The sequence below is a fragment of the Streptomyces sp. NBC_01142 genome (assembly GCF_026341125.1).
GTDB lineage: Bacteria > Actinomycetota > Actinomycetes > Streptomycetales > Streptomycetaceae > Streptomyces.
The window spans coordinates 1,282,147-1,297,401 of sequence record NZ_JAPEOR010000001.1; the positions used below are offsets into that span (position 1 = coordinate 1,282,147).

Consider the following 15,255-nt stretch of genomic DNA (forward strand, 5'->3'; position numbering starts at 1 on the left):
TGCGCGCCGGTGCGCGCCCGGTCCCGCTCAGGCCTGGCGCAGCCAGAGCGTCGCCAGCGGGGGCAGCGTCAGCCGGATGCTTGCCGGGCGGCCGTGGGACGGCACCGCCTCCGGCTTCAGCGGGTCCTCGTTCAGTACGTCGCCGCCGCCGTAGCGTGCCGCGTCCGTGTTGAGGACCTCCGTCCAGACAACGGACGACTCCGGCACCCCGAGCCGGTACTCGTGGCGCACCACCGGCGAGAAGTTGCTGACGGCGAGCAGCGGGGCGCCCGAGGCGTCGTAGCGCAGGAACGCGAAGACGTTGTCCTCCGACGCGTCGCCGTCCACCCACGCGAAACCCTCGGGGTCCGTGTCCCGCTGCCAGAGCGCCGGGGTGGCCCCGTACACGGTGTTCAGCTCGCGGACCAGGTCCCGTACGCCGCGGTGGTCGGCCTCCGCGGCGTACGAGGGGTCGAGCAGCCACCAGTCGGGGCCGTGGCCCTCCGACCACTCCGCGCCCTGGGCGAACTCCTGGCCCATGAACAGCAGTTGCTTGCCGGGGTGGGCCCACATGAAGCCCAGATACGCACGGTGGTTGGCGCGCTGCTGCCACCAGTCGCCGGGCATCTTGCTCACCAGAGACCGCTTGCCGTGCACGACCTCGTCGTGCGAGATGGGCAGGACGTAGTTCTCGCTGTACGCGTACACCATCGAGAACGTCATCTCGTTGTGGTGGAACTTGCGGTGCACCGGCTCGTGCGAGGCGTAGCCCAGCGAGTCGTGCATCCAGCCCATGTTCCACTTCAGGCCGAAGCCGAGGCCGCCGAAGCCGCCCGGTCCCACATGGTGGGTGGCCCGCGTGACCCCGTCCCAGGCCGTGGACTCCTCGGCGATCGTGACGACGCCGGGGCAGCGCCGGTAGACGGTGGCGTTCATCTCCTGGAGGAAGGCGACCGCGTCCAGATTCTCCCGGCCGCCGTGGACGTTCGGGGTCCACTCGCCCTGCTCACGGGAGTAGTCGAGGTAGAGCATCGAGGCGACGGCGTCGACCCGCAGCCCGTCGATGTGGAACTCCGCGCACCAGTACGTGGCGTTGGCGACCAGGAAGTTGCGTACCTCCTTGCGGCCGTAGTCGAACTCGAGGGTGCCCCAGTCGGGGTGCGCGGCGCGGGCCGGGTCCTCGTGCTCGTACAGCGGACGGCCGTCGAACTGGGCGAGCGCCCAGTCGTCCTTCGGGAAGTGCGCGGGCACCCAGTCCACGAGCACTCCGATGCCCGCCCGGTGCAGGGAGTCGACGAGGAAGCGGAAGTCGTCGGGGGTGCCCATCCGGGAGGTGGGGGCGTAGAAGCCGGTGACCTGGTATCCCCAGGAGACGCCGAAGGGGTGCTCGGCGACCGGCATCAGCTCGACATGGGTGAATCCCAAGTCCTTGACGTACGCCGGAAGCTGGACAGCCAGCTGGCGATAGGTCAGGCCGGGCCGCCAGGAGCCGAGATGCACTTCGTAGACGGAGAACGGCGCTTCGTGCACGGGCCGGTCGCCGCGCTGTGCCATCCACTCCTCGTCGTGCCACACATGGTGGGACTCCGTCACGATGGAGGCGTTGGCGGGTGGCACCTCGGCGCGCCGCGCCATCGGGTCGGCGCGCAGGGTGTGGCTGCCGTCCGGGCGCATGATGTCGAACTTGTAGAGCGAGCCCTCGCCGACACCGGGGACGAACAGCTCCCAGACTCCGGTCGAGCCGAGCGACCGCATCGGAAAGCCGGTGCCGTCCCAGAAGTTGAAGTCGCCGACGACGCGCACACCGCGGGCGTTGGGCGCCCAGAGGGTGAACCGGGTGCCGGTGACGTTCTGGTGCGTCATGGGCTGCGCGCCGAGCGCCGTCCACAGCTCCTCGTGGCGGCCCTCGCCGATCAGATGCAGATCGAGCTCGCCGAGGGAGGGCAGGAAGCGGTACGGGTCCTGCACCTCGATCTCATGGGTGCCTGCGCGCCCCCCTTCTGCGCCCTCGGTGGCCTCGGCGTCCGGGCTGTCGTACGTGACCAGCAAGTGGTACTCCGGGGCGGTACGCATCGGCAGCAGCCCGGAGAAGAAGCCGTCGCCGTCCTCGTGCAGCTCGGCACGGAGCCCTTTGCCGAGGACGGTCACCGCCCGCGCGTAGGGGCGCAGTACGCGCAGTTCGACGCCGCTGCGGACCGAGTGGGCGCCGAGCAGCGCGTGCGGGTCGTGGTGGGCGCCGGTGAGCAGACGCTCCCTGTCCCCGTCCGCGAGCGCCCTCGCCGCGCGTACGCCGTGGCTGCCACCGGCACGGGGCCGCGGCGCCGGCGCTTTCTGCTTGCGGCGGGGCCCGGTCTCGGCCGTCTGCTTCTGTACATGGGGGTCGGACGGGTTACGGGACGAGGGTCGGGCGGTCACGGGGGCAGCCTCCTTGGGCGCGTGGAAGGGTCTAGGGGAGTGCGGCGAGGCGTTCGATCGCCGCCATCGGCACCGGCAGCCAGTCGGGGCGGTGCCGGGCCTCGTACACGACCTCGTAGACGGCCTTGTCCGTCTCGTACGCACGCAGCAGTTCGGGCTCGGTGCGCGGATCGGCGTCGGAGACCTCGGCGTAGCCCTCGCAGTACGCCGTACGGCAGTGCTCCGCCCAGGCCGGGTTCCACGGGCGGTGGGTGCGGGCCGCGTAGTCGAAGGAGCGCAGCATGCCGGCGACGTCGCGCACCGGGGGCTGCGGGCGGCGGCGTTCGGTGAGCGGGCGCGCGGGCTCGCCCTCGAAGTCGATCACCGACCAGTGGCCCTCGGCCGCTTCGGAGGAATCGGTTCCGCGCGGGGCCCGCCCGGAGTGCGGCGCCTGCGAGGGATGGGGCGTCCGGCCAGGCCCGGACGTCTGGCCGGGATGCTGCGCCTGCCCCGGATCGGGCGTGTGGCCGAGATGCAGCGTCTGCCCCAGATGCAGATCGCCGTGGACCCGCTGGGCCCGCCAGGTGCGGCCGCGACGGCCGAGCGAGGCGACCGCCTCGAAGGCGGCGCGCAGCCGGGGTACGTACGGAACGAGGGTGGGCACTGCCTGTGCCGCCGCGTCCAGCCGCTCCGCCATCGATGCCGCCAGGTGTTCGGTCTGCGGACCGCGCAGCATCACCGTCGGCAGCGCTGCCGCCAGCGCCGTATGAACCTCGGCGGTCACCCGGCCCAGCGCACGGGCCTCGTCGGTGAAGGCGCGCCCGCCTGCCAGCGAGTCCAGCGCGAGCAGCCAGCCGTCCTGTGAACCCTGCAGGAACGGCTGAAGCACCCCGAGGGTGAACGGCTCCGGCACGGTGGCCTCGTACCAGGCGACGGGCGCCGGTACCCGGCGGCACCCGGCGCGGGCGAGCGCGAGCGGCAGCTCGAGATCGGGGTTGGGGCCCGGGTGGATCCGGCGGAAGAGCTTGAGGATGTACGCATCGCCGTACACCAGCGAGGAGTTGGACTGCTCGGCCTCCAACGGGCGCGCCGCGAGGCCGCCCGGGATGACCGGAGCGTGGTCGAGGCGGTCGAAGCGGAGCGGTCCGAGCGCGCCCGGCGTGCGCAGCCGCTCCAGGATCAGCTCGGCCAGCCGTGGATCGTGCAGTCCCTCGTAGACCGTCCGCCCGGTCAGCGGACCCTCGGTCACATGGCCGATCAGTGCGGGAGCGAGATGCGGTGGAAGCGTCTCGCGTACGCCGAGGAGCAGTTGATAGCAGTCCTGCGACGAGGCGGCCGGAAGTCCCGGCTGCTGCACGCGTACGAGCAGATGCAGCAGTCCGGGTCCCGGCTTCTCCAGGGGCAGCAGCTCGGTCGCCGAGACGAGGGAGAAGCCGGTCAGAGGGTGGCCCTTGCCGGCGAACCAGCGTTGCCGGGGGAGCCATTCGTGCAGGAGTGGGGCGAGTGACGGGAGGAGAGCGACGGGAGTCCGGGTGGATGCAGCCTCCGACATGGGCATCGCGTCCTTTCCCCGAGATGCACTCCAATGGCGCTGAATGCGCAGAGTGTCCCGGATTACAGCAGTGGCTGTCCGGCGGCGCGCGGGGATGAAGGGGAGAGTGCCCTGCGCGGGGCGGTGGAAACCGCCCCGCGGGACGTACCTCTCCCCCTGTGCGACTCAGTTCGGGACCGGCTCCTTCCGCAGTCGGAACCAGTAGAAACCGTGACCCGCGAGAGTCAGCAGGTAGGGCCACTGCCCGATGGCCGGGAACCGCACCCCGCCGATCAGCTCCACCGGATGCCGTCCGGTGAACGCCCGCAGATCGAGTTCCGTGGGCTGCGCGAAACGCGAGAAATTGTTCACGCACAGCACGAGGTCGTCCTTGTACTCGCGCAGGAACGCGATCACTGCCGGGTTGGACGACGGCAGTTCCGTGTACGAGCCGAGCCCGAAGGCGTGGTTCTGCTTACGGATCTCGATCATCCGCCGGGTCCAGTGCAGCAGTGAGGACGGCGAGGACATCGAAGCCTCGACATTGGTGACCTGGTAGCCGTAGACCGGATCCATGATCGTGGGCAGATACAGCCGTCCCGGGTCGCTGGAGGAGAAGCCGGCGTTGCGGTCGGGGGTCCACTGCATCGGGGTGCGTACCGCGTCCCGGTCGCCGAGCCAGATGTTGTCGCCCATCCCGATCTCGTCGCCGTAGTACAGAATCGGCGACCCCGGCAGCGACAGCAGAAGTGCCGTGAACAGCTCGATCTGGTTGCGGTCGTTGTCCAGGAGCGGGGCGAGCCGGCGGCGGATGCCGATATTGGCGCGCATCCGCGGGTCCTTGGCGTACTCCGCGTACATGTAGTCGCGCTCTTCGTCCGTGACCATCTCGAGCGTGAGCTCGTCGTGGTTGCGCAGGAAGATGCCCCACTGGCAGCTTTTCGGGATCGCCGGGGTCTTGGCCAGGATTTCGGAGACCGGGTAGCGGGACTCGCGCCGCACCGCCATGAAGATCCGTGGCATCACCGGGAAGTGGAACGCCATGTGGCACTCGTCGCCGCCGGCCGCGTAGTCGCCGAAGTAGTCGACGACGTCCTCGGGCCACTGGTTGGCCTCGGCGAGGAGCACGGTGTCCGGGTAGTGCGCGTCGATCTCCTTGCGTACCCGCTTGAGGAAGGAGTGGGTGGCGGGCAGGTTCTCGCAGTTGGTGCCCTCCTCCTGGTACAGATACGGCACGGCGTCCAGCCGGAAGCCGTCGATGCCCAGATCGAGCCAGAAGCGCAGTGCCGAGGTGATCTCCTCCTGCACCGCCGGGTTCTCGTAGTTGAGATCGGGCTGGTGGGAGAAGAAGCGGTGGAAGTAGTACTGCTTGCGCACCGGGTCGAAGGTCCAGTTCGACGTCTCGGTGTCGACAAAGATGATCCGGGCGTCCTGGAACTGTTTGTCGTCGTCCGCCCAGACGTAGTAGTCGCCGTACGGCCCGTCGGGGTCGCTGCGGGACTCCTGGAACCACGGGTGCTGGTCGCTGGTGTGGTTCATGACAAAGTCGATGATGACGCGCATGCCGCGTTGGTGTGCGGCGTCCACGAACTCCACGAAGTCGGCGAGATCGCCGAAGTCGGGGAGGACGGCGGTGTAGTCGGAAACGTCGTAACCACCGTCCCGCAGAGGGGACTTGAAGAACGGTGGCAGCCAGAGGCAGTCGACCCCCAGCCACTGCAGATAGTCCAGTTTGGCAGTGATGCCCTTGAGGTCGCCGATGCCGTCGCCGTTGCTGTCCTGGAAGGACCGCACGAGGACCTCGTAGAAGACTGCCCGCTTGAACCAGTCGGGGTCGCGGTCCTTGGCGGGTGTGTCCTCGAACGTGTCGTGGACGGGCTCATTGACGATCATGATGTGGGTGACCCTCCGATCGGCGGGGACGGTCGCAGAACGACGATGTGCGCGGGCGTGATGCCCGGCTCGAGGCGCACATAGTTGGCCCTGCCCCAGTGATAGGTCTCGCCGGTGAGCTCGTCGCGCACCGGTGCGCTCTCGTGCCAGTCGAGGCCGAGTAGCGGCATGTCCAACGAGACCGTGGCCTCCTGGGTGTGGTGGGGGTCGAGGTTGGCGACCACGAGCACGGTGTTCGAGCCCGCGTGCTTGGAGTACGCGATCACCGCGTCGTTGTCGGTGGAGTGGAAGTGGATGTCACGCAGCTGCTGGAGGGCGGGGTGCCGCCGCCTGAGCCGGTTGAGTGCCGTGATCAGGGGGGCGATGGTGCGGCCCTCGCGCTCGGCCGACTCCCAGTCACGCGGCCGCAGTTGGTACTTCTCCGAGTGAAGGTACTCCTCGCTGCCGTCCCGCAGGGGGGTGTTCTCGCACAGCTCGTAGCCGGCGTACACACCCCAGGACGGAGACATGGTCGCGGCGAGCACCGCCCGTACCTCGAAGGCGGGTCTGCCGCCCTGCTGGAGGTAGGCGTGGAGGATGTCGGGGGTGTTCACGAAGAAGTTGGGGCGCATGGAGGCGGCGGCGTCGCCGGAGAGCTCGGTGAGGTACTCGGTGAGTTCCTGCTTGGTGTTGCGCCAGGTGAAGTACGTGTACGACTGCTGGAAGCCGACCTCGGCGAGGGTGCGCATCATCGCCGGGCGGGTGAATGCCTCCGCCAGGAAGATCACATCGGGGTCGGTCCGGCTGATGTCCGCGATCACCTTCTCCCAGAAGATGACCGGCTTGGTGTGCGGATTGTCGACGCGGAAGATCCGTACGCCGTGGTCCATCCAGAAGCGCAGCACCCGCACGGTCTCCTGGAGCAGGCCGCGCATGTCCTGGTCGAAGGCGATCGGATAGATGTCCTGGTACTTCTTCGGCGGGTTCTCGGCGTACGCGATCGAGCCGTCGGCGCGGTGGTGGAACCACTCGGGGTGCTCGCTCACCCAGGGGTGGTCGGGGGAGCACTGGAGGGCGAAGTCCAGGGCGACCTCCATGCGCAGGGAGCGGGCCGCCGTGACGAAGTGGTCGAAGTCCTCGAATGTGCCGAGGTCGGGGTGGAGCGCGTCGTGGCCGCCCTCGGCGGAGCCGATGGCCCAGGGCACGCCGACATCGTGGGCGCCGGGGGAGAGGGTGTTGTCGGGGCCCTTGCGGTGGGTGGTGCCGATGGGGTGGACGGGCGGCAGATAGACGACGTCGAAGCCCATCGCGGCGACGGCGGGCAGCCGCTCGGCGGCGGTGCGCAGCGTGCCGGAGACCGGCGGCTCGCCCTCGGCCACGACCGCGCCCTCGGAGCGCGGGAAGAGCTCGTACCAGGAGCCGTACAGGGCACGCCGGCGCTCGACGAGGAGGGGCAACGGGCGGGAGGTGGTGACCAGTTCGCGCAGCGGGTGGCGGGCGAGCGCCGCTTCGGCGTCGGGGGCGAGGGCGGCGGCGAGCCGGGCGGCGGCGGGGCGCTCCTGGTCGCGCAGCGCGTCGACGGCGGCCAGCACGGCTTCGCGCCCCTCGCTCTTGGGCACCTCTGCGGCGGCGCGTTCGTACAGCTCGGCTCCCTCGGCCAGCACCAGGGCGGTGTCGATCCCGGCGGGGATCTTGATCTGGGCGTGGTGGCGCCAGGTGGCGACCGGGTCGCTCCAGGCCTCGACGGCGTACGTCCAGCGCCCCTCGGCGCCCGGCGTGACCTCGGCTCCCCACCGGTCGGTGCCCGGGGTGAGTTCACGCATGGCGGTCCAGGGGCCGGGGCGGCCGCTCGGATCGCGCAGGACGACATTGGCGGCGACCGCGTCATGGCCCTCGCGGAAGACGGTGGCGGTGACCTGGAAGGTCTCACCGACCACCGCTTTCGCGGGCCTTCTCCCGCAGTCGACTGCGGGGCGGACGTCCAGGACGGGGATGCGACCGATCATGGGATCACCTGAGGGCTGTGCGGGCAGGGCGGATTGAGCTGGTTGTGCCTTTTTACGTGGTTTGCGGGTTCTTTGTAGCTGCTCAGGCTTCGACTGGCGGGCTGCGGGCATGGCCGCTCCTGTCCGCGTTCACTCGGGTGGGCGGAAAGAATGTTGAGAGGGCTGCGATCGCATGCGTACCGGATGAGCCTTCCCCTGGTGCTCGGGTGGGCAATCCGGCAGCTTGTTAACTACTCGGACGTAACGAATTGCACAAGAACGTGGCGGGGTCCATTCGGGTTTCACCGCACATGGAACGCGGCGGGCCCATTCGGGTACCCCTGATCCCCCTGAGACCCCTGATACCCCCGAGACACAGAACAACCGGCCCCGTCGTGATGACGGGACCGGTCGCAGTGGGCCGGGCTGCTCGGGGCTGCTCGCGATGCCCGCCGACTCCGTCGACGACGCCTCGCGCGGCGACTGGAACCGGCCGGTCCCGGTCACCGGATTCCTGCACCACTACGAGGGCCGGGACTTCGACGGCGTCAGCGTCCCCGACGTCTCAGGGCCGCGAGGGGGCCTTCGAGTACCCGATGGTGGACCGCGAGCCGCTGGAGCGCCGGCCCTGCGGCCGTACGACACGGATCGGCGACGCCGCCCACGCCATGCACCCGATCGGCTCCACCGGTGCGAACCGGTCCGCGATGACCGGGCTTCAGCGGGCCAACCGCCTGCGGGGCCCGGAGGCCGTCATCAACCTCGCCCACCAGCGGGCGCCCGGCGGCTTCACCGATGTCCACGAGGTGATCCCGGCGGCGGAACTCGCCGAGATCTCGGCCCGTTACGCGGCGGCCGGGGCGTTCGCCCCCCCAGGCCGTCAGCCCGGGGTCACCGTACGACCTGGCGGTGCGTTCGATGCGCCGAATGCTCCGGCGAGCGCCCCGCGGACGGCCGCGCGCCGTGTTGAGCGCGGCGGGGCTGCCACTAACGTCAGGGTGATGGAGAGACGCACACCGTCGTGCGTCCCCTCGGATGCGTACCTCCCCTGCGAAGGTGGGACCTGTGAAGGCCATTCGTCGATTCACCGTCCGCCCCGTCCTCCCCGAACCGCTCCATCCACTCAGCGATCTCGCGCGCAATCTGCGCTGGTCCTGGCACACCGAGACCCGTGACCTCTTCCAGGCCGTAGACCCCGAGGGCTGGCAGGCCACGGGGGGCGATCCCGTGCGGCTCCTCGGGGCCGTGTCCGGCGCCCGGCTGGCCGAGCTCGCCTCGGACCGGCGTTTTCTCCGCAGACTGACCGCCGCCGCCGACGACCTGGACGACTATCTGCACGGGCGCAGGTGGTACCAGGCACACAGTGGCGGCACCGGGAACTCCGGCTCCGAGGAGCCGGAATTCCCGGTCGCCGTCGCCTATTTCTCTCCCGAGTTCGGCGTCACCGCCGCACTGCCCCAGTACTCCGGCGGCCTCGGCATCCTCGCCGGGGACCATCTCAAGGCCGCCAGCGACCTCGGCGTACCGCTCATCGGCGTCGGGCTGCTCTACCGCCACGGCTACTTCCGCCAGTCCCTGTCCCGCGACGGCTGGCAGCAGGAGCACTATCCCCTCCTCGACCCGAACGAACTACCCGTCAGCCTGCTGCGCGAGTCCGACGGGACACCGGCCCGGGTGTCCCTCGCGCTGCCCGGCGGGCGCTCGCTGCACGCGCACATCTGGGTCGCCCGGGTCGGCCGCGTACCGCTGCTGATGCTCGACTCGGACGTCGAGGAGAACGGCCACAGCGAGCGCGATGTCACCGACCGGCTGTACGGCGGCGGCAGCGAGCACCGGCTGCTGCAGGAGATGCTGCTGGGGATCGGCGGCGTACGGGCCCTGCGGACGTACTGCCGGCTGACCGGCCACCCCGGGCCCGAGGTGTTCCACACCAACGAGGGGCACGCCGGCTTCCTCGGACTCGAACGCATCCGCGAACTCGGCGACGCCGGTCTCGAGTTCGACGCCGCGCTCGAGGCGGTGCGGGCCGGGACCGTGTTCACCACGCACACTCCCGTGCCCGCCGGGATCGACCGCTTCGACCGGGAGCTCGTGGCCCGGCACTTCGGCGACCACGCCGAGCTGGCCGGAGTCCCCGTCGAGAAGGTGCTCCAGCTCGGCATGGAGACCTACCCCGGCGGCGAGGCCAACCTCTTCAACATGGCCGTGATGGGGCTGCGGCTCGCCCAGCGTGCCAATGGTGTATCCGTCCTGCACGGGGCGGTGAGCCGCGGCATGTTCGCCGGCCTGTGGCCGGGCTTCGACGTCGAGGAGGTGCCGATCACCTCCGTCACCAACGGGGTGCACGCGCCGACCTGGGTGGCCCCCGAGGTGTTCCGGCTCGGCGCACGCCAGATCGGCCCGGGCCGTACCGAGGACGCCCTGTCCGTGGGCGGCTCCGAACGCTGGGACTCCGTGAAGGACATTCCGGACTCCGACATCTGGGAGCTGCGCCGCGGGCTGCGCGAACAGCTGGTCCTGGAGGTGCGGAAGCGGCTGCACGCCTCCTGGCGGCAGCGCGGGGCCGGGGCGGCCGAACTGGGCTGGATCGACGGGGTGCTCGACCCCGACGTACTCACCATCGGTTTCGCCCGCCGGGTCCCCTCGTACAAACGGCTCACCCTGATGCTGCGTGACCGGGACCGTCTGATGGAACTGCTGCTGCATCCGACCAGGCCCATCCAGATCGTCGTCGCGGGCAAGGCGCATCCGGCGGACGACGGCGGCAAACGGCTCGTACGGGAGCTGGTGCGGTTCGCCGACGACCCGCGCGTGCGCCATCGCATCGTCTTCCTGCCCGACTACGGCATGGGCATGGCGCAGAAGCTCTACCCGGGCTGCGATGTGTGGCTGAACAATCCGCTGCGCCCGCTGGAGGCCTGCGGGACCAGCGGAATGAAGGCCGCGCTCAACGGCTGCCTCAATCTGTCGGTGCTGGACGGCTGGTGGGACGAGTGGTTCGAGCCGGACTTCGGCTGGGCGATCCCCACCGCAGACGGCGCGGCCACCGACGAGGACCGGCGCGACGAGCTGGAGGCGGCCGCGCTGTACGAGCTGATCGAGGAGCGGGTGGCTCCGCGCTTCTACGACCGCGGAGCGACCGGGCTGCCCGGGCGCTGGATCGAGATGGTCCGCCGGACCCTGACCACGCTCGGTCCCAAGGTGCTCGCGGGACGCATGGTGCGGGAGTACGTGGAGCGTCTGTACGCTCCCGCGGCCCAGGCGCACCGTTGCCTGGATGCCGGCACCGCACGGGAGCTGGCGTCCTGGAAGTCCCGGGTGCGGGCGGGCTGGCCCCAGGTGGCCGTCGACCATGTGGAGTCCTTGGAGCATTCGGCGCCGGCGGGCGGTACCGCCGAGCTGGGCTCGACTCTGGTGATGCGGGTGCGGGCCGCGCTCGGTGAACTCCAGCCGGACGATGTCGAGGTGCAGGCGGTGGCCGGCCGGGTCGATTCCGACGATGCGATCGGCGAGGCCCAGACCTTCCAGCTGAAGCCGGCGGGCGGTCCCGACCTGGACGGCCGCTGGGTGTTCGAGGGGCCGCTGGCCCTGGACCGTACGGGTCCCTTCGGCTACACCGTGCGCATTCTGCCGGCCCACCGGCTGCTCGCGGCCAGCGCCGACCTGGGACTGGTGGCGCTGCCGACGGAGGCGACGGGGGAGGGTGCGGGCGTACTGATGCGCTGAGTGCCGCGCCGGTCTCCGGTGCGGTGGGCCCCGGTCGCGCGTGCGGCCGGGGCCGCCTCTTGTCCCGCCGCCCGTCCAGGGCCGGGACCTCTCCCCGGAGGTCGCCGGCCGGCTCCGGCATGCGCTCGGTCCGCACGCCGAGCACCGGCTCGGCCCACGCCGGCAACCCCAGCCGGAAAGCACATCGGTCAGCGGTTCTCCTCGTTGTCCACGTCGACCACGATCGCCTTGGAGGCCAGCCGGCCGTTTGCGAAGCACAGCCGGTACGCGGGTGTCGCGCTGTATGCCTCCAGGCGGTAGTACTCGCACTCGCCCGCCCCGGGCGGCTCGGGATCCACGCCCTGGGGCGCGCCGTCCAGTTCGTAGCGGGGCAGGCGCGTCTCCACCTCGGCGCGGGTGTCGCCGACGCGGATGCGGTCGTAGCTGACGCGGTCCAGAACCGTGCGGGACCGGCTGTACATCTGGAAGGCCGCCATCAGCACCCCCAGGACGGCGATCACTGCCAGCGGCACGGTGATCGCCTGCAGCAGACCGCGCCGTACGCGCTTCCTGGCCCGGTCCAGCTCCCGCGCGGCGGTGGGCGCCTCGGGGCCGGCGGCGGTGCCGGCCGCGGTGCCGGCGGTCAGCGGCAGCCGGGCCGTCACCGCGAAACCGCCGTCCGCCGCCGGGCCGTGGACCAGGGTGCCGCCCGCGAGCCGTACCCGCTCGTCCAGGCCGACCAGACCCGTCCCGCCGGAGGCGAGCAGCGGCCGCGGGCCCGTGGGGCGTGCGGTGTTGGTGACGTTGACGGTGACCTTCTCCCCGTCGCGTGCGATCCGGACCAGGACGGCCGCGCCCGGTGCATGTCTGACGGCGTTGGTCAGGGACTCCTGGACGACCCGGCGGACCGCGCGGTCGGTCATCTCGGGCAGCGCCCCGGCCGCTCCTTCCTTGCCCGCCGCTCCCTCCTCGCCCGCCGCTCCCTCCTCGACCTGCGCGGTCTCTTCGGTCAGCTCCACCGCGACACCGGACTCCCGGGCCCGCTCGACCAGGGCCTGCACCGTCTCGTCGGCGGGCGAGGTCGGCGCGTGCTCGTCGTCCGCCCGCAGCACGCCGACGATGTCCCGCAGCCGGGCCGTGGCGTCCGCGGCCGCCTGCCGCAGCTCCCCGGCCGCGGCCTGCTGCCGCTCGCCGAGCGTCCGGTCGACCTCCAGGGCCGCCGCCCGTACCGCGATCAGCGACAGATCATGACCGAGAGAATCGTGCATGTCCCCGGCGATACGGGACCGTTCGCGCAGCCGCTCCCGGTCCGCGGCCGCCTTCTGCTCGCGCTCCATCCGGTCGGTCAACTGCCAGCCCGTGCCGACGAGTTGGGCGTACTGACGGACGTACCGCCCGAGCAGCCAGGGCACGACGACGGTGAGGAGCAGCGTGGTCAGCAGGGTGAACCAGGTCCACAGGTCGTCGCCGGTGACGAAGCACAGCAGCAGCCCCGCCAGGGCAATGCCCACAAAGGTGAACAGCGCGGGCCGGGCATGTGCCGCGCGGCGTCCGGCGAGATACCCGAACACAGCCATCGCCACGGTGTACGAAGGCGTGAACAGCTCCCGGTCGACCGACGCGCTGAGTGCCACGGCGACGGCGAGCGAGACCAGCGGCCAGGCACGGCAGAGCAGCACCGCGACCCCCGAAAGCGTCACGCCGATGCCGACCTGCCACCAGGAGCCGCCGTCGTTCGGGTCCCTCTTCAGCAGCACCAGGCAGCTCAGCGCCGCCCAGAGCGCCAGGTCGACGACCCGCTGCCGGGTTCCTTCTCTCCGCATGGCCCCACTGTGCCCGACGTGCCACAGCCGGACCCCCGGCGAAAGTAGGGGCTACGGCGAAGGCAGGGCGGCGAAGGCAGGGGCCACGGCGAAAGCAGGGGCTACGGCTGCCCGTTCGCGCCGTGTCCGCCGTCCGTTCCGTTCACGAGTCCGGCCTCGTACGCCAGAATCGCCAGCTGTACCCGGTTCTTGAGCCCGAGCCGCCCGAGTACGGCGCTGACGTGTGCCTTGACGGTGCCCTCGACGACGTACAGCTGTGCCGCGATCTCGGCGTTCGACAGCCCGGCCCCGACGAGCGCGACCACCTCGCGCTCCCGGCCGGTCAGCGGCTCCAGGGTCCCCTTCGCCTCGGCGGCCCGCGACAGCCGCCCCGGCCCGAGGTGTGTGATCACGCGGCGCGCCACCTGGGGGGAGAGGAACGCGGCTCCCTCGGCCACCGCCTGCACCCCCGCGATCAGTTCGCGCGGATTCCCGGACTTGAGCAGAAACCCGCTCACCCCGAAGCCGAGCGCCTTCGCGATGTACTCGTCCTCGGAGAACGTGGTGAGCATGACGAGGGCGGTCCCGGGCGCGGTACGCCGCAGCTCCTCGGCGGCCCGGAGGCCGTCGAGGAGCGGCATCCGGATGTCGAGCAGCGCCACGTCCGGCCGGTGCCTGAGGGTCAGTTCGACGGCCTCACGCCCGTCGCCCGCCTCTGCGACGACTTCGATGCCGGGGTCGGTGCCGAGGATTGCCCGTATGCCCGCGCGGATCATGGCTTCATCGTCGGCGAGGAGGACTCTTATACGTCTTACGGGGCTGGCGTCGGCAGGCTCGGTCATACAGCCAGAGTAGGCATCGGAGCACAGCGAAGCCCCGCCCGCCGGCCCGGTGGAGGCGGCGAACGGGGCTCACGGGGACTCAGGCAGGGTTCCTGCCCCGCCCGCTTCCCTCATCTCCTCGGCCGGACCCTTTGGCCAGACTGAGGAGGGGCTTCGGGCACTACGCTCTTGCCATGGCTGAGGCTTTCGTCAGTGGCGACGTCCACCACCTTGCTTGCGGAATCTGTCCATCACGCCGCTTCCCTGTTGGTGAGTTCGACGTGTTCGAGCGCCCGTCTCGGGAATGCCCCTTCGACGCTGCTGACGGCCATCGCTATACCGCTGATGGCGTGCCTGTTTGCGTGCACCCGGACAAGGTCGGGTTGCCTGTCGGCCGGTACAAGAGCGACAACGCACCGGTGACGGCCGACCTGGTGTTGCCGGCTGACGAAGCTGATTTGGTTCCGTACCTTCGGGGGGTGCTGTACGGCGCAGCGCCGGTCTTGCTGGATGGACTCATTGAGCGCGCCACTGCCGAGATTCCTCGTGCCTTCCCCGGCGTGGACGTGCTTGCGACGCTGCGCCGCGCGCTCAGCTAGCCGTTACGCGGCAGCGAAGTCGAACGTGTGCGCCTTGCCCGACCGCAGGAACCCCGCCGCTTCGTACTTGCGGTCAAGGATCTCCAACCGCCGGTTGGCTTCGGAGTGGTCCAGCCAGTAGCGCACGGCCGGCTCGCCCCACGCCAGCGTGTACGCCGTGTGCGTGTAGTCGCCGCTGGCATAGTCGTGGTGCTCCTTGTCCGTCTGGTGGATGACGGAGATTCCGACCCGGTCAGCGATGCGCGCCAGCAACTGAGGTTGAGCAATCATGGCGTGCATCATCTCGTCCACGGGGACGGCGACCGGGATTTCGGTCATGTCCTCGTCCTGGCCGCCCAGCTCGAAGACGGCCGCCTTGAGGGACAGGGCGCGGAGTCCTTCCGTGAGGAGCGGGCGCTTGTCGGTGTCCAAGTCCCAGTTGCTGATCACAGGGAAGCCGGTGAAGCAGGTCCAGGCTTCGTCGTACTTGAGCGCGGCGGCCGTGAAGGCGCCGAACTCCGGGTCGGCCTCAATGGCCGACATGATTTCTTGGGCCCGTCGTGCCACCTGTTCGGGGGCTGGCAGGGC

9 protein-coding genes are annotated in these 15,255 nt (G+C 70.5%); 2 read left to right on the forward strand and 7 right to left on the reverse strand.

Annotated features, from left to right (window positions below):
- Positions 1–27: 27 nt before the first annotated feature.
- The 4 genes from glgB to OG883_RS06125 all read right to left on the reverse strand — a co-directional run bounded on the left by glgB (position 28) and on the right by OG883_RS06125 (position 7,782).
- On the reverse strand, positions 28–2,394 hold the full coding sequence (glgB, locus tag OG883_RS06110; protein ID WP_266536026.1) for a 1,4-alpha-glucan branching enzyme: 2,367 nt from the start codon (positions 2,392–2,394) through the stop codon (positions 28–30).
- Between the two features lie 31 nt (positions 2,395–2,425).
- Complete coding sequence (locus tag OG883_RS06115; RefSeq protein WP_266536029.1) at positions 2,426–3,925, reverse strand: maltokinase; 1,500 nt, start codon at positions 3,923–3,925, stop codon at positions 2,426–2,428.
- Between the two features lie 165 nt (positions 3,926–4,090).
- Positions 4,091–5,797: a maltose alpha-D-glucosyltransferase gene (gene treS, locus OG883_RS06120; RefSeq protein ID WP_266536032.1), complete on the reverse strand. Its 1,707-nt coding sequence runs from the start codon at positions 5,795–5,797 to the stop codon at positions 4,091–4,093.
- The gene (locus tag OG883_RS06125) at positions 5,794–7,782 is read right to left on the reverse strand and encodes an alpha-1,4-glucan--maltose-1-phosphate maltosyltransferase (RefSeq protein WP_266536035.1); all 1,989 of its coding nucleotides are present in this window, start codon (positions 7,780–7,782) and stop codon (positions 5,794–5,796) included. Before OG883_RS06125 ends, treS begins: the two co-directional genes overlap by 4 nt.
- A gap of 1,044 nt (positions 7,783–8,826) precedes the next feature.
- On the opposite strand from OG883_RS06125, the gene glgP reads away from it, so the two are divergent.
- Entirely contained in the window at positions 8,827–11,487 is a 2,661-nt protein-coding gene (gene glgP, locus OG883_RS06130) for an alpha-glucan family phosphorylase (protein WP_266536038.1), read from the forward strand.
- 188 nt (positions 11,488–11,675) lie between these two features.
- Here the strand turns inward: glgP and OG883_RS06135 are convergent, their stop codons facing one another.
- Positions 11,676–13,289 carry a sensor histidine kinase gene (locus tag OG883_RS06135; RefSeq protein ID WP_266536041.1) on the reverse strand — a complete coding sequence of 538 codons (1,614 nt, stop codon included), beginning with the start codon at positions 13,287–13,289 and terminating at the stop codon, positions 11,676–11,678.
- Positions 13,290–13,390: 101 nt separating this feature from the next.
- Positions 13,391–14,110 carry a response regulator transcription factor gene (locus OG883_RS06140; RefSeq protein ID WP_266536044.1) on the reverse strand — a complete coding sequence of 240 codons (720 nt, stop codon included), beginning with the start codon at positions 14,108–14,110 and terminating at the stop codon, positions 13,391–13,393.
- Between the two features lie 173 nt (positions 14,111–14,283).
- On the opposite strand from OG883_RS06140, the gene OG883_RS06145 reads away from it, so the two are divergent.
- Positions 14,284–14,688, forward strand: coding sequence for a hypothetical protein (locus OG883_RS06145; protein WP_266536047.1), 405 nt, complete (start codon positions 14,284–14,286; stop codon positions 14,686–14,688).
- 3 nt (positions 14,689–14,691) lie between these two features.
- On the opposite strand, the gene OG883_RS06150 is transcribed toward OG883_RS06145, so the two are convergent.
- A complete protein-coding gene (locus OG883_RS06150; RefSeq protein WP_266536050.1) occupies positions 14,692–15,210 on the reverse strand; it encodes a hypothetical protein in 519 nt (172 codons plus the stop codon).
- Between the last annotated feature and the right edge of the window lie 45 nt (positions 15,211–15,255).

Bases quoted from the DNA above. Each gene is read 5' to 3' on its own strand.
- OG883_RS06115 (WP_266536029.1), bottom strand. From the start codon at position 3,925: ATGTCGGAGGCTGCATCCACCCGGACTCCCGTCGCTCTCCTCCCGTCA.
- treS (WP_266536032.1), bottom strand. From the start codon at position 5,797: ATGATCGTCAATGAGCCCGTCCACGACACGTTCGAGGACACACCCGCC.
- OG883_RS06125 (WP_266536035.1), bottom strand. From the start codon at position 7,782: ATGATCGGTCGCATCCCCGTCCTGGACGTCCGCCCCGCAGTCGACTGC.
- OG883_RS06135 (WP_266536041.1), bottom strand. From the start codon at position 13,289: ATGCGGAGAGAAGGAACCCGGCAGCGGGTCGTCGACCTGGCGCTCTGG.
- OG883_RS06140 (WP_266536044.1), bottom strand. From the start codon at position 14,110: ATGACCGAGCCTGCCGACGCCAGCCCCGTAAGACGTATAAGAGTCCTC.
- OG883_RS06145 (WP_266536047.1), top strand. From the start codon at position 14,284: ATGGCTGAGGCTTTCGTCAGTGGCGACGTCCACCACCTTGCTTGCGGA.
- OG883_RS06150 (WP_266536050.1), bottom strand. From the start codon at position 15,210: ATGTCGGCCATTGAGGCCGACCCGGAGTTCGGCGCCTTCACGGCCGCC.